At 43.0% G+C, this 17777-nt stretch carries 18 protein-coding genes and 2 pseudogenes; 16 read left to right on the top strand and 4 right to left on the bottom strand.

Going from position 1 to position 17777, the window contains the following annotated elements; all coding sequences use genetic code 11:
- Window positions 1-125 precede the first annotated feature (125 nt).
- The 4 genes from ACRQ5D_RS07980 to ACRQ5D_RS07965 all read left to right on the top strand — a co-directional run bounded on the left by ACRQ5D_RS07980 (window position 126) and on the right by ACRQ5D_RS07965 (window position 5059).
- A complete protein-coding gene (locus ACRQ5D_RS07980) occupies window positions 126-1862 on the top strand; it encodes a GMC oxidoreductase (protein WP_091169100.1) in 1737 nt (578 codons plus the stop codon).
- A gap of 20 nt (window positions 1863-1882) precedes the next feature.
- Window positions 1883-2530: a gluconate 2-dehydrogenase subunit 3 family protein gene (locus ACRQ5D_RS07975; protein ID WP_091169104.1), complete on the top strand. Its 648-nt coding sequence runs from the start codon at window positions 1883-1885 to the stop codon at window positions 2528-2530.
- A gap of 604 nt (window positions 2531-3134) precedes the next feature.
- Window positions 3135-4253: a Zn-dependent alcohol dehydrogenase gene (locus ACRQ5D_RS07970; RefSeq protein ID WP_091169108.1), complete on the top strand. Its 1119-nt coding sequence runs from the start codon at window positions 3135-3137 to the stop codon at window positions 4251-4253.
- Window positions 4254-4261: 8 nt separating this feature from the next.
- Complete coding sequence (locus tag ACRQ5D_RS07965) at window positions 4262-5059, top strand: alpha/beta hydrolase (RefSeq protein ID WP_091169111.1); 798 nt, start codon at window positions 4262-4264, stop codon at window positions 5057-5059.
- A gap of 193 nt (window positions 5060-5252) precedes the next feature.
- Here the strand turns inward: ACRQ5D_RS07965 and ACRQ5D_RS07960 are convergent, their stop codons facing one another.
- A complete protein-coding gene (locus ACRQ5D_RS07960; RefSeq protein ID WP_091169114.1) occupies window positions 5253-6149 on the bottom strand; it encodes a hypothetical protein in 897 nt (298 codons plus the stop codon).
- A gap of 93 nt (window positions 6150-6242) precedes the next feature.
- Here ACRQ5D_RS07960 and ACRQ5D_RS07955 point away from each other — a divergent pair, with 93 nt between their 5' ends.
- Both ACRQ5D_RS07955 and ACRQ5D_RS07950 read left to right on the top strand, forming a co-directional pair.
- Window positions 6243-6695 (top strand): 3-oxoacyl-ACP synthase, encoded by a 453-nt coding sequence (locus ACRQ5D_RS07955; RefSeq protein ID WP_091169118.1) that lies wholly within the window; start codon window positions 6243-6245, stop codon window positions 6693-6695.
- Between the two features lie 310 nt (window positions 6696-7005).
- Complete coding sequence (locus tag ACRQ5D_RS07950) at window positions 7006-7383, top strand: RNA recognition motif domain-containing protein (protein ID WP_091169120.1); 378 nt, start codon at window positions 7006-7008, stop codon at window positions 7381-7383.
- Window positions 7384-7536: 153 nt separating this feature from the next.
- Here the strand turns inward: ACRQ5D_RS07950 and ACRQ5D_RS07945 are convergent, their stop codons facing one another.
- Both ACRQ5D_RS07945 and ACRQ5D_RS07940 read right to left on the bottom strand, forming a co-directional pair.
- Window positions 7537-8466: a sensor histidine kinase gene (locus ACRQ5D_RS07945; RefSeq protein ID WP_432328632.1), complete on the bottom strand. Its 930-nt coding sequence runs from the start codon at window positions 8464-8466 to the stop codon at window positions 7537-7539.
- The gene (locus ACRQ5D_RS07940; RefSeq protein ID WP_432328631.1) at window positions 8444-8716 is read right to left on the bottom strand and encodes a hypothetical protein; all 273 of its coding nucleotides are present in this window, start codon (window positions 8714-8716) and stop codon (window positions 8444-8446) included. Before ACRQ5D_RS07940 ends, ACRQ5D_RS07945 begins: the two co-directional genes overlap by 23 nt.
- Before the next feature lie 244 nt (window positions 8717-8960).
- Here ACRQ5D_RS07940 and ACRQ5D_RS07935 point away from each other — a divergent pair, with 244 nt between their 5' ends.
- From ACRQ5D_RS07935 to ACRQ5D_RS07890, 10 genes and pseudogenes are all read left to right on the top strand, one after another.
- The gene (locus ACRQ5D_RS07935; protein ID WP_432328630.1) at window positions 8961-9344 is read left to right on the top strand and encodes a hypothetical protein; all 384 of its coding nucleotides are present in this window, start codon (window positions 8961-8963) and stop codon (window positions 9342-9344) included.
- A gap of 29 nt (window positions 9345-9373) precedes the next feature.
- Window positions 9374-9804: pseudogene (locus ACRQ5D_RS07930) on the top strand (dienelactone hydrolase family protein).
- A gap of 81 nt (window positions 9805-9885) precedes the next feature.
- The gene (locus ACRQ5D_RS07925) at window positions 9886-10848 is read left to right on the top strand and encodes a lysylphosphatidylglycerol synthase domain-containing protein (protein WP_091169130.1); all 963 of its coding nucleotides are present in this window, start codon (window positions 9886-9888) and stop codon (window positions 10846-10848) included.
- Window positions 10845-11975 (top strand): glycosyltransferase family 2 protein, encoded by a 1131-nt coding sequence (locus tag ACRQ5D_RS07920; RefSeq protein ID WP_091169132.1) that lies wholly within the window; start codon window positions 10845-10847, stop codon window positions 11973-11975. The genes ACRQ5D_RS07925 and ACRQ5D_RS07920 overlap by 4 nt, the downstream gene beginning before the upstream one ends.
- A gap of 221 nt (window positions 11976-12196) precedes the next feature.
- Window positions 12197-13405 carry an ABC transporter permease gene (locus ACRQ5D_RS07915; RefSeq protein ID WP_091169135.1) on the top strand — a complete coding sequence of 403 codons (1209 nt, stop codon included), beginning with the start codon at window positions 12197-12199 and terminating at the stop codon, window positions 13403-13405.
- A gap of 40 nt (window positions 13406-13445) precedes the next feature.
- Window positions 13446-14683: pseudogene (locus tag ACRQ5D_RS07910) on the top strand (PP2C family protein-serine/threonine phosphatase).
- Window positions 14684-14769: 86 nt separating this feature from the next.
- Window positions 14770-15366, top strand: a complete 597-nt coding sequence (locus ACRQ5D_RS07905; RefSeq protein WP_090532602.1) for a ribonuclease HII — start codon at window positions 14770-14772, stop codon at window positions 15364-15366.
- A 57-nt stretch (window positions 15367-15423) separates the two neighbouring features.
- Window positions 15424-15783, top strand: coding sequence for a hypothetical protein (locus ACRQ5D_RS07900; protein WP_431199365.1), 360 nt, complete (start codon window positions 15424-15426; stop codon window positions 15781-15783).
- The gene (locus ACRQ5D_RS07895; protein WP_431199364.1) at window positions 15735-16115 is read left to right on the top strand and encodes a hypothetical protein; all 381 of its coding nucleotides are present in this window, start codon (window positions 15735-15737) and stop codon (window positions 16113-16115) included. The genes ACRQ5D_RS07900 and ACRQ5D_RS07895 overlap by 49 nt, the downstream gene beginning before the upstream one ends.
- 14 nt (window positions 16116-16129) lie before the next feature.
- The gene (locus tag ACRQ5D_RS07890) at window positions 16130-16636 is read left to right on the top strand and encodes a glycosyltransferase family 4 protein (protein ID WP_431200969.1); all 507 of its coding nucleotides are present in this window, start codon (window positions 16130-16132) and stop codon (window positions 16634-16636) included.
- 80 nt (window positions 16637-16716) lie between these two features.
- Here ACRQ5D_RS07890 and ACRQ5D_RS07885 read toward each other — a convergent pair whose 3' ends face one another.
- A complete protein-coding gene (locus tag ACRQ5D_RS07885; protein ID WP_091169143.1) occupies window positions 16717-17688 on the bottom strand; it encodes a transglutaminase family protein in 972 nt (323 codons plus the stop codon).
- Window positions 17689-17777 lie beyond the last annotated feature (89 nt).

Genomic DNA, 17777 nt, shown 5'->3' with positions numbered 1-17777 from the left:
TTTATGAACAGGGTACGGATATAGTGCCCTGTTCATATCTTTATACCATAACTTAAATTGTGTTAACATGCTCCAGGCATGTATAATTTCTCTTCGTATAAGAAAGAAGGATACTTTGATATAATATGAGCGATCTGCAAATTAAAAAATCATCAGCCACCTATGATGTGGTGATTGTTGGTTCGGGTGCCGGCGGGGGTATGGCCGGTTACGTATTGGCCAACGCCGGGATAAAAGTTTTAATGCTTGAGGCCGGTGCTTACTTTGACCCTGCTAAAGATTCACAACAGTTAAAATGGCCATGGGAGTCGCCGCGCCGCGGTGCCGGTACTACCCGTCCTTTCGGCGATTTCGACGCTGCCTATGGCGGTTGGGAAATCGACGGCGAACCTTACACAACAAAAGATAAAACAGAGTTTTTCTGGTTCCGCTCGCGGATGCTGGGTGGTCGTACCAATCACTGGGGCAGGATCTCATTAAGGATGGGCCCGCGTGATTTCCAGGCCAAAGACGGCCTTACCGATGACTGGCCAATCACCTATGACGATGTAAAACCATACTATGATAAGGTTGACCGTATGATAGGTGTTTACGGTACTAAAGAAGGTTTGGAGAATGAGCCGGATGGTATCTTCCTGCCTCCGCCAAAACCGAGGCTTAATGAGCTTTATATAGTAAAAGGTGCTCAAAAAGCAGGTGTTAAAATTATTCCGGGCCGTGGTTCGGTATTAACAGAAGCTTTACCGGGCAATAAAGACCGTGGCGCATGTTTCTTCTGCGGGCAATGCGGTCGCAGTTGTAAAGTTTATGGTGATTTCTCGGCATCATCATGTTTGGTAATCCCGGCTATTAAAACCGGTAACTTAAAGGTGATCACCAACGCTATGGTGCGCGAGGTGATAACCAACGCCGAAGGCCTAGCTGTCGGTGTATCGTACGTTAATAAAGAAGATTTGCAGGAGTACCAGGTTAACGCCAAAACAGTTATCCTTGGTGCAAGCGCAGGCGAATCGGCCAGGATCTTGCTTAACTCAAAATCGGCCCAGCATCCGGGCGGTTTGGCTAACAGCAGCGGTGTTGTAGGGCATTATCTGCATGACTCAACCGGGTCAAGTGCCGGTGGTTTCCTTCCTGAATTAATGGACCGTAAGCGTTACAACGAAGACGGTGTTGGCAGTGTGCACATCTACTCGCCATGGTGGTTAGATAATAAAAAACTGGATTTCCCTCGTGGTTATCACATCGAGTACGGTGGTGGCTTACATATGCCATCATACGGTTTTAGCGGTGGTATCCAAAACATGAACGGCGTTGTTCCGGGCCGCGATGGTAAAATGAAAGATGGTGGCGGCTATGGTGCATCATTAAAAGATGACTATCGTCGTTTTTATGGTACCCAGTTTGGTATGGCCGGTCGTGGTACTGCAATTGCCCGTTATGATAATTATTGCGAAATCGATCCTAACGTAGTTGATAAATACGGGATACCTGTATTGCGTTTCCATTACAAATGGGCACCTGACGAAATTAAACAGGCTAAGCACATGCAGGAAACCTTCCAGGAAATTATGCACAACATGGGCGGTGCAATTTATGGTGGACCTCAAGGCCCTGAAACCAACTATGGTTTGGAAGCTCCGGGTAAGATCATCCATGAAGTAGGTACTATCCGCATGGGTAACGATCCTAAAAAATCGGCCTTAAATAAATGGTGCCAGGCGCATGATTGTAAAAACCTGTTTGTGGTTGACGCTGCTCCATTTGTGCAGCAGGGTGATAAAAACGCCACATGGACAATCCTTGCGTTATCAATGCGTACTGCAGAATATATTATTCAGGAAAGAAAAAAATTAAACGTTTAACAAGCTAACATAACAATTTTATGAACAGACGTGACTCCCTCAAAGCCCTGGGCTTAGGAACACTTTCGGCAGGATTATTACTGGAGGCCTGTAAAACCGATACTAAAAAAGGCGCAGAAGAATCAACCACCGCAGCAGCCGGTGACGAAGTAGGTCGCCAGCCGTTTGAGGTTGAGCGGGATAAAAAACTGCATGCCGACAAGTTTTTCACCACAGCAGAGATGGCAACCATCACTGTGCTTGCCGACATCATTATCCCTAAGGATGATAAATCGGGCAGTGCTTCTGATGCCAAGGTGCCTGATTTCATCGAGTTTATTGTAAAAGATATGCCGGATCATCAAACCCCGATGCGTGGTGGTTTACGTTGGTTGGATTTACAATGCCTTAACCGTTTCGGTAAACCATTTACCGATTGCACAAAAGATCAACAGATTCAATTGATTGACATGATCGCTTACCCCGCTAAAGCTAAGCCAGAAATGGCACAGGGTGTGGCTTTCTTCAACCGCATGCGTGATCTTACAGCATCAGGCTTTTTCACCAGCGAAATCGGGGTGAAAGATATTGGCTACGCAGGTAACCAACCCGGCAAGTGGACAGGTGTACCTGATGATATCCTGAAGCATTACGGTATGGAAAATGTGAAGGCTTCGGCTTCGATGTAAGAAAAAACATGTCATAGATGAGGGACGACGAAGCAATCTAGTAGCTATTCGGTGCGGATCTGTTTCCGTGCGGCTGCCATGCTGCGCTCAAAATGACATGGAGGTTATTCTTGCGCCCGTTTGCAACGAATGCTTAACTTGGGTTTGCGTTTATGACGCAACTGGCGATACAATCGCCGAACCATATTAAGCGCCCGTTGCAAACGGGCGCAAGTTTTTTAAGATTACTTTTCAATTTAACTCCTACGGCTCCACGCCAAATGCGGATAAATTTACCGCCAGCTTCCCCCTTTTGCTTCCTTATAATTGAAGTTTAAAGTGATGTAAAGGCTTGATTATTAACAATAACTACAGGCGTGGAAAACTGGTGTATTTTATCCGATGATCCTTTAAAAACATTGCTGAATGTTATAAAGAGCCTTTTCGTGGATAATATAAGCCACTTTTTGGACAATTTGCTAAAGTTTTAGAATCATGGCTTAACCTATTTTTGTTGCATAGGCTTGGCGTATCCAGCACTGCTGATATGGTAATCTATGGTAATTGCTATTATTTGCACCACCGGTTTAACGGTGTATGAAAAGCGTTTAACATATCCCCAATTATGGCCATAATATGCAAGGCAGCTATTGCCAATGGAAAGGGTGGTTTTTCGGTACAGGATATTGTGGTGAATGAACCGAAAGAAGATGAAGTGCTGGTTAAAATAAAAGCGGCGGGACTTTGCCATACCGATCATGACTCATTGAGCTGGGGAAAGCAGCTCATTATAGGTCATGAAGGCGCTGGTATTGTGGTTGCTGTTGGGAAAAATATTAGCAGTGTACTACCCGGGGATAAGGTGATCTTAAACTGGGCCATGCATTGCGGCAAATGCTTTCAGTGCCTGGAGGGTAACCTGCATTTGTGTGAAGTAGCCTCGCCGGTTGCAGCCGGCGGCAATGGCTACACTCCGGGCCATGCCTGTCTCGACGGAACAACTTACAATGGTGAACCTATTTTAAGGTCTTTCAACATAGGAACAATAGCCGGATATACTTTGGTAAAAGAATCTGCTGTGGTAAAAAACACATCGGAAACCATGTCATTCCCTGCTGCAAGTATCATCAGCTGTGGGGTGATGACAGGCTATGGCTCAGTTGTAAATGCAGCCAGGCTAAAAGCATGTTCATCGGCAGTTGTATTGGGAACCGGCGGTGTAGGCCTTAATGTAATACAAGGTGCAAAAATTGCCGGCGCGGGTATGATCATAGCTATTGATATTAACCCTACCCGGCTTGAAATGGCTGTTAAGTTTGGTGCAACACACACTATTTTAGCCACGAAAGATGATATAGGCCTGCTTAAAGCCGCCGAAGAAGTAAAAAAACTTACGGGTGGGCGCGGGGCAGATTACGCTTTTGAATGCACTGCCATCCCCGAATTAGGTGCAGCCCCCTTAGCAATGGTGCGCAATGCAGGTACGGCCGTACAGGTAAGCGGGATTGAACAGGATATCACTATTGATATGCGCCTTTTTGAATGGGATAAGATTTACCTTAACCCGCTTTATGGTAAGTGCCGCCCGCAAATTGATTTTCCGGATATAGTACAACATTATACCAGCGGGCACTTATTACTTGAAGAAATGATTACACATACATATTCTATAAACGAACTTGATAAAGCTTTTGACGACATGCTGAAATGCAGGAATGCCAAAGGGGTTATCGTGTTCGACTAAAAAAGCTCATGCCATTTAAAACAACAGAAATTTCCAATCCGCAATATGAAAGTAATCAGCTACGGTTTATAACCGTAAAAACGCCCAATCTAAAAGGCCGTGGTGATATCTGTTTATATGTACCGCCGGGTGCTAACAAGAATGAGGTTTTGCCCATTGTAATATTACTGCACGGTGTATATGGCAGCGCCTGGAGCTGGGCTATGAGCGCAGGCGTTCATTTAAAAACCAATGCACTTATTGAAAAAGGCGAATTGCCAAGAATGATATTGGCCATGCCGTCAGACGGGCTTTGGGGCGACGGATCGGGATATTTACCGCACAGTGGCTTTAATTTTGAGCAATGGATTGCCGACGATGTGCCTACTGCTGTAATGGAGAATATCCCCGGCGCAACACCAAACTCGCCGCTGTTTATAGCTGGCTTATCTATGGGAGGCTTCGGTGCCTTAAGGATAGGCGCAAAATACGGGCATAAGTTTAAAGCCATTGCCGGGCTGTCGTCTATAACAAGCCTGCCACAGATCAAACTTTTTGCCGGCGAGCCCTTAAAAACCTATGCACAGGATATTGTGGACGATGAAGATGTGTTTGCAACATTTAAAAAATACAGGGCCCAGCTGCCGCCTGTTCGGTTTGATTGCGGTATAAATGATTTGCTGATTAACTATAATCGTGACCTGCATAAAAAGCTGGATAAGGAAAAGATCCCTCATATTTATGAAGAAAACCAGGGTGGACACGAGTGGTCATACTGGGCAAAACATATTATTTCAACCCTTAAATTTTTTGCCGGTAAGCTGTAGATAAGGCAGTTAATATAAACTAACGACTGGCTTGTAATGTGCGAATATCATTATTTTGTCAGTTTTAATTAGGCATATATACCATTATTGCACTTCGTAACGTTTATCTACTTTGTAGGTTAACGCCTGCAAATAGTGATAAGGTTTAGGTTTAAAGCCCCCAAGCAGCGAGTGCAAGGGGGCTTTTATTTTGCTAAAGGTCACACAACACTTTTACAGGGTATTTTTTATCGCCAAATATTCTGAGGCGTTTTTCTAAATCAAGAAATTCTGCTTCGAGATCTTCAAAAGTACTAAGTCCGCTTAGTGAACCAGACTTTTTTAGCCCAGGCAACATTTTTAAGGTGCCGATACTTTCAAGCTTGCTATTGAAGCTTGTTAGATTTTTATGATTTATGCTAAATTGAACAATGCCAAAAAAGAAATTGCAATTTCCTCCCTCTTTTTCAAAGTTCCAGACACGTTCAATTCCTGGCTGCAGTGCCCTGGTTTCTGATTGATCGTAACCGGTGCCCATCTTTCTGCCAATTATCTCACTGTTTAGTAAATTGGCCAAAGTAGGTTTTTCTTTTGCTCGATAGGTTGTCAACGCAAAACGATAATCACATGCGCCGCGGTGTTGGATAATATCGATACAGATAATCACCCTATAACTGTCGTCGATATGCTTAAAGGTTAGTGCTGTATCTGGCTTAAAGTATAAGTTTGTAATGGTTCGGTATGTTTTAGGTGCTCTTATCTTAACGTTTTCCAGGGATATCTTTTTCCAGAATCGTTCAAGTTGGTTGTGCCGGGCTTTCCCTTCGTTTACAGAACTTTCGGTCCAAATCGCGACGCTGATGCCTTTGTCAATCATTCTCTTTACAAGGGATAATATTTCAGCATTGATTTTCCCGATTTCCCAGTATGCTAAGGCACAGGCTGTGATATAAATTTCGTTGTCATAATCGTCAAAATGGCTTAATTCCATCACCGGAAATTTGTCTTTGATGAGTTCAAAATCAACCTTACTGTCATATAGGTCCATAATGCCCCAATAAGTATCATGAGCAAGATCTCCGTCAATTATTTTTACCCCGTCGGTAGCCATATAATTTATGTTGTTAAAGAACTGCTAAATAAAGAACTATTATTAACTGATGTTAGCCTTTTCCCTATTTTCGTTTTTTATTTGATTTAGTAGATGAGCGATTTGAAGAAAGAATTACACCAGTTATGTGTTAATCACGTGCGTAAAATTATGGAAGCCACAGAGCTTGCCATAGCCGATGCGCAAAAGTCGTCGACTGATGATACTAAAAGCAGTGCGGGCGATAAATATGAAACCGGGCGCGAAATGGCGCAGCAGGAAACCAACCGCAATATGGCGCAGCTAAATGAGGCAAACAAGCTGTTGGTTGCCTTAAACCGGATTGGTACCACCGGTGCCCCGGTACATGCGGAACCAGGTAGTGTGATAATTACCAATAACGGCAATTTTTACCTGGCCATTAGCGCCGGTGTTTTGACACTCAATGGCAAAACATTTTTCGCGGTTTCGCCCGCATCTCCAATAGGCAATTTACTTAACGGCAAAAAAGCCGGAGATGAGTTTGCGCTAAATGGAAAACGCTATAAAATTGAGTCGGTTGTTTAGGTTTTTAATACCGATTTATCTTCGGAAAATAACTTTATGTTACTTTAATATTAAAAAAATACGGGCGGCCCATTCTTTCTATATTTATTTTACGAAAACACTATATTTTCAAAACAAAACGGATTGGCCTTTGTATTAATGGGTTGGCTTTCACCATTTATTTCCTCAAAAGGGTCAAAAAAATAATTTTTTTAAAATAAAAGCACTCATTCACATAAACATGCAGTAATCATCAAATATCTATTACTATATTTGATGTTAACAAAACGTGGGTAATTAACAAAGCATGCCCATTAAAAACTAAATATTAATGAACATATTCGTAGGAAGTCTTCCTTTTTCTTTAGGGGAAGCCGATTTAAAGCAGCTTTTCGAAGCTTATGGTGAAGTTAACTCCGTAAAAATTATTATTGACAGGGAATCAGGAAGAAGCAAAGGGTTCGGATTCATTGAAATGGCAGATGATGAGGCAGCACAACAAGCTATAAGCGGCCTAAACGGTTCTGAAGTTAAAGGAAGATCAATTGCAGTAAGCCAGGCAGAAGAGAAAAAACCAGGCGGCGACCGCAGAAGCAGCGGCGGCGGTTACGGTGGTGGTAACCGTGGCGGCGGTGGTTATGGTGGCGGCAACCGCGGTGGCGGTGGCGGCTATTCAAGAGATAACCGTGGCGGCGGCAAAAGCTGGTAAAAATATAACCTGAAGTAAAGTACCGGGCTTTTAGGTCGGTATTTTACTTTAAGTATTGCATCTATAATCTACCTTCAGGAAAACAACTTATTTAGGGATTTTTTGCCTACGCAAACCTCTATGCCCTATTATTGCTCCGGACAGGTTCTTTTATTATTGCATTTTTTGTGGGAGCCTTACCTCAAATACAGTCCCTTGGCCAGGTTTTGAGTAGATATTGATTGACCCTTTAAGGGTTTCGATCAGATGTTTTACTAATGCCAGCCCAAAGCCAAATCCTGCTTCGCCGGTTGTTCCTGTTGTTGAAGCTGCATTGCCTTTCAGTATTTTTTCGATAGCTTTTTCATCTATGCCGACACCACTGTCCTTCACCTGGATTTGCAGTATATGGGTATGGTCGTTCGGTTCAAGGCTCAAATCTGCATTAACATAACCGCCAGCCGGAGTAAATTTTATGGCGTTTGAGATAAGGTTCCCTGTTATTTGTAACAGTTTATTCCGGGCAAAGGGAATCCGCTCCGATTCGGATGTGGTTGTAACCGTAAGCATAATGTTTTTATTGCGGGCTTGCGGAATAAAAAGCCGTTCAATTTTATCTTTAAATACAAGCAGGTTAAATTCCGCCCCATTGGATATGGGTTTATGATCGTTTTTATCAGCACTCAGGATCTCATCTGCAAGCTCCAGTATCGATCGCCCGCTTTTATGGATCAGGTTGGTAAACTCCAGCACCTCTTCTATCTGGTTTGACTCCCCCTGTTCGCTGATCAACTGGGCGAGGCCGATGATTCCGCTTAAAGGCCCGCGGATATCGTGAGCTACCTTTTTTTGTATTTCGCTGGCTTCAGCAAGCTTACTTTTTAGTTTGTTAATTACTTTCAGGTCTTTTAACCTGCTTAGTATTTCATTGGCAATGATCTTTAAAAGTTCAACCTTTTCGGGTGTGAGTTCCTTAACATTTTTATCAAGCACACATAAGGCCCCGATATTATGATCGTCGCCTACCTTTAGCGGTATGCCATAATAATATCTTAATTTGGGCCCGTCGGTTACATAAAATTTATCCCGGAAACGTTCTGTCATTCCGCAAGTCTTCAACCTCAAAATATTCTCCGTCTATAATAGTATACTGACAAACCGAATCCTCACGGGGCATTTGTTCAATTTCTAAACCATGACCACTGATACTCCATTGTGTATAGGAGTCGATAAGATTAACCAGCGAAACCTCCGTGCCGGTAACTTTGGCTGCCAGCTTAGCCAGGTCCTTAAAACTGTCTTTGTGTTCGGTATAATCAAGATCAAATTCCGAAAGGCTTAAAAGCCTTTCCATCTCATTGTCAGGGATTGGCGGGACAGGCATATTAAATATATATTGGTAATTGTTATATACGTGTTTTTACCCAAATAAGATTCAGTAGATAATAAACAGGTGTGCATTAAATTTTAGGTAAGTGTGTATACATTATCATAAATTTATGCCGGTTAATCACATTATCCCTCGCGCAACTAAAACTGTATTATCAACGTAATTGTTTTAATGCACAACAGCATTCATTAACATAAAATTGAACCATATGAAAAAACTGCTCTTATTAACATTATTTATCAGCTTAACCACTATAACTTTTGCGCAGCGCAAAGTAGTTTGCTGTAGCAATCCATCGGCAACACAGCAGTTTGCTATGCTGGCCTCCGACACCCGGTTCAAAATGTCGCACAAAAATCCTTTGCCAATCCGCTTTCAAAGCAGTATCGGCGAGGTCATCACCTACAAAACGCCGGATGGTAAACAGGCATCAGCATTTTTCATGAAAGCCAAAAAGCCTACTAATAATTATTTATTGGTGATACACGAATGGTGGGGCCTTAATGACTATGTAAAAAAGAATCGGAAAAGCTATATAATGACCTGGGTAACGTCAACATCATTGACCTCGACCTATACGACGGCAAGGTAGCTACCACACGCGAAGACGCGGGGAAATTTATGCAGGCGGTAAATGATGACAGGGCCCGTGCTATAGTAAACGGAGCCATAGCATATGCCGGCCCCAAAGCACATATTGCTACTATTGGCTGGTGCTTTGGCGGCGGGTGGAGTTTACAAACCAGCTTACTTGCGGGTAAAAAGGCGGTAGCTTGCGTAATGTATTATGGCATGCCCGAGCAGGACGTAAATAAACTAAAAACCTTAAACGCCGATGTGCTGGGGAACTTCGCCAATAAAGATCAGTGGATTAACCCTAAGGTTGTAGCTAAATTTGATGCTGATATGAAAGCCGCCGGAAAAAGGTTTACCTACACCAGTATGATGCCGACCATGGTTTTGCAAATCCGAGCAATCCTATTTATAACAGCGATGCTACGAAGGACGCATATGCAAATACGCTGGAGTTTTTAAAGGCAAGATTGAAGTAAACAAAATTAACCGTGCAGTGTTGTATGGGGCAAGCTTTAGCATGCCCCATTTTTTTGTAACATTGCATAAAATTTATCTATTTGACACGCTCTGCTAAAAAGGTTGTTTCATATCTTCTTAAGGCCGGTATATTGATAATTGCAGGGTGGTTTATTTACCGGCAGTTCAACAAAAAGAATAACGACCTAAAGCAGTTTGAACATTTCGCATCGCAAATAAGTACTACCCATGTTGTTATTGTTATGGGGCTGGTGGTTATGTTGATGTTTTTAAACTGGTTTCTGGAGGCGCTTAAATGGCGCTATGTAACCAAAGCATTAATCAATATTTCATTATGGGAAGCCGTTGAGGCTGTTTTTTGCGGCCTTACCTGGGCTGTAACCACACCGAACCGGCTGGGCGAATATGGCGGCCGCGTTATGTTTTTGCCGCCCCGCAAACGTATTCCGGGCATTTTTGCCATGGGCGTAGGTTCATTTAGCCAGGGTTCGGTAACCAATGTTTTGGGCGTAATAGCCATGATCTGGTTTGTAGTCAATTTCATTCATGCCAATTTATTGCTGGCCTGGGGGGTAGTTGCTATCGGCGTTATAATTGTAGCTATGCAGCTGATATTTTATTTTCATATCAACTGGGCGGTTACTTTGCTTGACAGGGTTCCGTTCATTAAAAAATATCATCGCTTTTTTGAAGTAATGGGCCGGTATCACACCCACGAGCTTATCAAGATCATGGGTTTTAGTATTGCGCGGTATATCACCTTTTCAATGCAGTATTTTCTGGTTTTTCAGTTGTTGATGCCGCATATGGCTGTTGTATCCATGATGCTGATGCTGATGCTGTTTTTTGTGGTATCGTCAGCCATCCCATCGCTTGATCTTTTTGATATTGGTGTACGCGGATTTACTGCTTCGCACCTGTTTGTGTATGTGACAGATCAAAATATCGCCGTAATAGCCGGTGTATCGTCAATATGGCTTATTAATTTATTTATTCCTGCTATTTTAGGATCGTTGTTTGTTTTAAAACTCAAATTCTTTTGACCGCGCTGATTAGTATTATTTCATTATTTTCCATAGGGCTTTATGTGCTGTTGCTGATCTATCTCCGGATAGGCTGGGCAAAGGTCACAATCCCTCCGGTTATCGCCCAAACATTTAGCACCAAAGTTACTGTGCTTATTGCGGCCCGTAATGAGGAAGAGAAGATCCACCTTACCATTGAAGATATTTTGGCCCAGGATTATCCCAAACACCTGGTAGAGGTCATCATTGTTGACGATCATTCAACAGATAATACTGCGGCCATCATCAGCAGTTATGCGGCACAGGGCGTAAAGCTATTGCAGCTTAAGCTTGGCGAAACACTTAACTCCTATAAAAAGAAAGCGATAGCCGAAGCCATTAAACTTTCAACAGGCGACTTAATGGTAGCAACAGATGCTGATTGCCGCATGGGTAATCAATGGCTGCGTACTATAGTTGGCTTTTATGAGCAGCATGACCTGGTTATGATTTCTTCGCCGGTAACTTATTTCCAGGAGCAATCGGTGTTTGAGCGCATGCAAACGCTTGATTTTTCATCGCTTATTGGTATGGGGGGCGCGTTTTTAGGTCATGGTTTTGCTGCCACCTGTAATGGGGCAAATTTTGCTTATCGTAAAGATGTATTTTATGAAGTTGGCGGTTTTACCGGCATTGATGACCTGGCTTCGGGCGATGATGAACTTTTATTGCACAAGGTTGGAGAGCGTTATCCCGGCAAGATAGGCTTTTTAAAACGGCGCGAAGCAATTGTATATACCCACGCAAAGCCTAATTTAAAAGAGTTTATACAGCAAAGGCGCCGCTGGGCATCAAAATCAACCAAGTACAAAAATAAAAAAATGGTTGCCTTTGCGCTTAGTATCTGGCTGTGTAATTTTATGCTATTGCTAACCGCCGTGCTGGGTATTTTCGATATCTGTTTCCTGAAATTGTTTTTGCTTACTATCGGAATTAAATATGCGATAGACTTGTTATACATGACACCGATCATGAACTTCTTAAAACGGCGCGAACTGCTGCTGTACGTAAGCTTCGTTTTGCCGCTTAATATCCTTTATTTCGTTATTATCGGTTTTTTAGGGAAAAATAAGAAGTATGCCTGGAAAGGCAGAATCGTTAAATGAGCTAAAAGCTCAAGGCTAAAAGCATAAAGCTGAAATTGGGGCTTAACCAAAGCAGATCAGATGTACTGGATTTAGTGATAAGAGGCTCGTAAGCTTTATGCTTTCGGCCTTCAGCTTTCTGCTTTGAGCTTTCGGCTATCTAAATGTAAAGAAAGCCGTCCTTATTGCTAATTGCACCTATTTAAGCGATATTTAGCCTGTACACATGAACTATTAACACATTGGCCGAAATTACACCAGCAAAACGCACCTGGCATGTTTTTAAGCATAATAAAATTGCTTTAAGCGGGCTTGCATTTATCCTGCTTACGCTGCTTGTTGCGATACTGGGCTACCTCATTATGCCCGATGATACGCCCCTGGCCAATAATATGATCATACAGCTTAGTATAAAAAAGCCAGGCTCAACCTATATGATGTTAAAGCTCAGGAAAGCGGAGGCTGTTGATACTGTAAATTTGTTCAGCAGGATGCTGTATGGGCAGCCATCGTTTTATAAAGAAGTTCCTGTTACGGGGTATCATTTCGTTAAAGATTCTATTTACGTTAACGGATATATTGGCGATGAAGATAAGCCCGAGAAAAAAGCCTACAATATTTTTGAGGTAATGACCGGGCAAAAGCCGGTTTATAAAAACGGGAAGGTTATTTTTAATTATAACGGCCAAACAATTGCCCTGCCTGCAACCCCGGCTGTTTATCAAACGTTTGAAGCCCGCTTACGGGAGGAGAATATCGGGGCTAAAACCTTTTTACTTGGTACTGATGGTTATGGCCGGGATATGCTGAGCCGCCTGCTGCTGGGTACACGGATCTCGCTCGCTGTTGGTTTGATGTCTGTTATCATCAGTATGCTGCTGGGCGTAACTGTAGGGGCTGTAGCGGGTTATTTTGGAGGATGGGTTGATTCCTCATTAAGCTGGCTGATGAATATTTTATGGGCACTGCCTGCCCTGTTATTGGTGATCGCCATATCATTTGCGCTGGGTAAAGGATTATGGCAAATATTTATAGCCGTTGGCCTTTCCATGTGGGTTGAAGTGGCGCGCCTGGTGCGCGGCCAGGTAATGGGCCTTAAACAGGTGGAGTACATTGAGGCCGCACGTGCATTGGGTTTTAGCAACAAGCGTATTATAGCTAAACATATTTTGCCTAACATAACCGGGCCAATACTGGTTTTGGCCTCCTCAAATTTTGCCTCGGCTATACTTTTAGAGGCGGGGCTTAGCTTTTTGGGTTTTGGCGCACAACCGCCTATGCCAACCTGGGGCGGCATGATCAAGGAGCATTATGGATATATTGTTATGGACTCAGCTTTTTTGGCTATCATTCCTGGTATGGCCATTATGCTGCTGGTTTATGCTTTTAACCTGGTAACCGTTGGCTTGCGCGATGCCTTTGATATAAAATCACAAAGTACTCGTATTTAAAAATTATTTCCTCTATTTTAGTCAGCGTACTTATATCAATATGCTGAATGTAGACGACGGTTCCGGCGAAGACGAATTGATCAGGCTTTTGCTCAAACGGCAGTCGGAATTAAATTCTTTATTGGAAATAACGCGGGCCATAAACAAAAATACCGCTACTCCTATTCTCATTCAAATGCTGGAAGTTATTCTGCAAAACTATTTGCAGGTAGGTAAACTCAGGTTTTTGATTGAAAAGGATGATAAATTTGCCTGTATAGCCAAGTATGGCGGCGACGTTGAATCATCGGTAGTGCTGGCCCGTGCGTGTAAAAAGCTGAGTAAAGTTAAAGCGCCTATAGCTATTGCCGGGCATCGCGACCCCCTCCTTAAAAAATATAATTACTTTATCCCTGTATATCACAAAAGCAAAGCTCTTGCCTATGCCCTTATCGGCGATTTTAATACCTCGGGCGAGATGCTTAACAATGATCTCAATTTCATCCAAACGCTGATGAACGTGATCATTGTGGCGCTTGAAAATAAAAAACTTTTCCGCGAACGGCTGCAATCAGAACGTTTTTTGCGCGAGATGGAGCTTGCGGTGGAAGTGCAGAATATGCTGATCCCCATGCGTGAACATAAAGATGATAGTGTGGAGATTGGGGCTAAGTATCTTCCGCATCAAAACATCGGCGGTGATTATTTTGATTTTATCCGCCTTAATGAGCATGAGTTTTTATGGTGTATTGCCGATGTATCGGGTAAGGGTATTTCGGCTGCTTTGCTGATGGCCAATTTCCAGGCCAGCCTGCATGCCTGGGCGGCGGTTGAGGATGATTTGACCAATATTATTGACCGTTTAAATAAGATTGTACTCAGCAATACCAAAGGCGAACGGTTTATCACCCTGTTCCTTGCGCGATATAATCAAAAAAACGGCGGCTTAATTATATCAATGCGGGGCACAACCCAACTATACTTTATTCAGAAGGCGGTGCCATTCCACTTAAACTGGGTACCACCATGATTGGGGTTTTTGAAGATCTGCCTTTTTTAAACGAGGGCGAAGTTGATGTGGAGCCCGGCAGCCTGATCTTTAACTATACAGATGGGCTCATGGATTTTGAATCGCCCAGCACCAAAATATGGAATGAGGATAAATTACTTGATTTTGTGCTTGCGCATGGCGAGCTATCGCCCGATAATTTTAACCAGGCGCTGTTGGATTATTTGAGCAACGTTTATAAAAGCAAGCCCATTGATGATATTACCCTGCTTACGCTAAAAATTTTTTAAGTAAAGGATGCGTTAACTACATGTTGAAAAACACATCATACTAATTGTTTTACTAACACGTTTACAACTCTTATTATATTTGCCGGATGTTATCAGCCAGGTACCAGTACGAATTTTTGGAAGCAGGATGCGATGAAGCGGGACGAGGATGTTTGGCCGGGCCTGTTTTTGCCGCCGCAGTTATTTTACCGCCTGATTTTGATCATCACCTGCTGAACGATTCTAAACAAGTTACCGAAGAGATAAGGTACCAGCTTCGGGCCGAAATTGAGGAAAAAGCGGTGGCTTATGCCGTAGCATCTGTTGATAATCTGGAGATAGATGAGATCAACATTCTTAATGCATCATTCCTGGCGATGCACCGGGCTATCGAAAAATTACATCTTGAACCCCAGTTTCTGATCATCGACGGCAATCGCTTCAAAAAATACCGGAACATCCCACATGAGTGTATTATACAAGGCGATGGAAAATATTTCAGCATAGCGGCCGCATCTATCCTGGCTAAAACCTACCGCGACGATTATATGATGCAAATAGCGGCCGAACACCCGGAATATGAATGGCATACCAACAAAGGCTATCCAACTATAAGGCATCGTGAAACCGTAATGAAGATTGGTTTTACGCCCTATCACCGCCGTACTTTCAGGGTAACCGACCCGCAGTTAAGTATTTTTTAATGAAGTTTTGAATACCACGTTCAGGATGGTATTTTTGTTAAAAACCAAATTCACCGTTTGAAGATCCTAATTTTAACACATCGTGTACCATTTCCGCAGAATGGCGGTTACGCTATTGTGGTTTGCAATACTATAAAAGGGTTGATTGCACTTGGGCATGAAGTTGCATTGGTGGCTTTAAACGGGAAAAGATATCATGGTAGTGTACAAACAGGCGAAGATGAGCTGATGCAGAAGATCAGGTACACATCATATGACATTAACATCAATATATCTGTACTTGATTCCATAACTAACCTGTTCAGAAAAAATCAAACGATGTTGATCGTTATTACAATGCCGAATTTGAAAAACTCCTGCTGCGCGAATTGCGCCAGACGTCGTACGATGTTATCCAGTTTGAAGGCCTGTTTGTAACGCCTTACCTGGCCGCTATGCGTAAGCATACCAAAGCCAGGTTAATTTACCGGTCGCATAATATTGAACACCAGGTATGGATGAGGCTGGCACAACGAAAAAGCGACCTGTTTAAGAAGTGGTACTTGCATTTGCTGGCCCGCCGGGTGAAAGATTATGAACTGCAGCAGCTTAATAAATTTGATGCCATTGCTGTATTTACCAATGAAGATAAAAAAACGCTGTTATCATACGGTGTTACCATTCCGGTTGATATTTTTCCAGTAGGTATTTCCCTGACCGATTATAAGCCTGATTATAATAAAACGGAGTTCCCAAGTTTGTTTTTTTAGGGTCGTTGGATTGGATGCCCAACCGGGAGGGGATTGAATGGTTTATTGAGAATTTTTATAAAGATCTTACCGAGGGCGACCTCCGTGTAAAATTTTATGTTGCCGGGCATAACATCCCCGATAGCTTTGATGAGTACGAAGCGATGGGAAAGATCTTTATCCAGGGTGAGGTTGACGATGCTTCTGAGTTTGTGAACAGTAAGGCTATTATGGTGGTGCCCTTGCTTTCAAGCGGTGGCATGCGGGTTAAAATAGTAGAGGGTATGGCAATGGAAAAATGTATTATCTCAACCTCATTAGGTGCCGAAGGCATCAATTTTACCAATGGCACTAATATCCTTATTGCTAATAACCGGCAGGAGTTTTATGATGCCATTGAACGCTGTATTACCGACGAAGAATTTTGCCGTAATATTGGCCTCAACGCCCGCCGTTTAATTGAAGAACAGCACGATGTGCATGTAATAGCACCGGGCCTTGTTGCTTTTTATCAAAGCCTGAACGTTGATTTACCTGAATAAGGGATTCCCTATGCCGTTGTTGGTGTGACAATAATTTCTCCGCTGCTGCCGCCAACTGGAAACTGCCACTGCCAACTAACCTACTGTTGCTGTTGTTGCTGCTGCTGTTGAATGATCTCCATATATCGCTGATAGCTGTTTTTAGGAAATTCGGCTACCGCGTGCATAGCCGGCGATTCGTGGGTTTTATCCTCAAAAACAATAGTATCTGCATCGTCAACAATTACTGACACTTCCAGCTTGTGGCCGTAGGCGCCTTTATAAACACCTTTAACCGGCGAACAATCTGAAAAATTGCGGCCCACAGCCAGGCGTACGTGGGTTTCATTGGCAATACAGTTATTTGTAGGGTCGATGCCAAGCCAGCCATAGTCGGGCACATACACTTCGGCCCAGGCATGGGTTGCGCCTTCGCCGCGCATAGCGCTGCTATGGGTGCAGATATAGCCGCTTACATAACGGGATGGTATTTTAAGCTGGCGGAGCATCACCATTAAAATATGGGCAAAATCCTGGCAAACGCCGGCTTTAAGCTTCCATACTTCATCCAGTGTAGTTTCAACCGTGGTAACACCTTTGATGTACTCAAAGTTTTTGTAAACCCAGCCGCAAAAACGAAGTGCTATCTGAAAGGGAGTTTCATCTTTACGCCGTTCCTGCTCAACTATTGCCTGTAGCTCGGGCAGGCCTTCAAAATATTCCTGCTTTAAAAAATCAATATAGGGCACCATGTATTGAAGGCGCTTAAGATCTTCCCATTGCTGCTCCGGAAAAATATCATTAACCGGAAGGGGGCGCTGTCGGGTAATGACAACCAGCTTTGAGTTTATAACCAGCATGTTGTGCTGGTTGCTGTAGGTGAAACTGCCAACCTCGTTGCCATAGTAGTCGGTATGAGTATCAACTACCGGGTTGCCGGTTATACTTAGCTCCTGTTTTACTACTTCCTGGTATTCATCTTTTATCGGGAACAGGATGATTTGGTTGGCGCTGTCACGAACAGGGCCTTCATAAGTGTATTTGGTGATATGTTGGATCTTAAATTCAGGCATTGTTTTAATTTTTTAATTTGAGGATTTGAAAATTTGAAAATGAAAAGATAGACTGGCATTTTCAAATCTTCAAATCAAAACATCTTCAA

This window comes from Mucilaginibacter sp. P25, assembly GCF_050859465.1.
GTDB classification, from domain to species: domain Bacteria; phylum Bacteroidota; class Bacteroidia; order Sphingobacteriales; family Sphingobacteriaceae; genus Mucilaginibacter; species Mucilaginibacter gossypii.
This window is presented reverse-complemented; position numbering and strand designations above follow the sequence as displayed.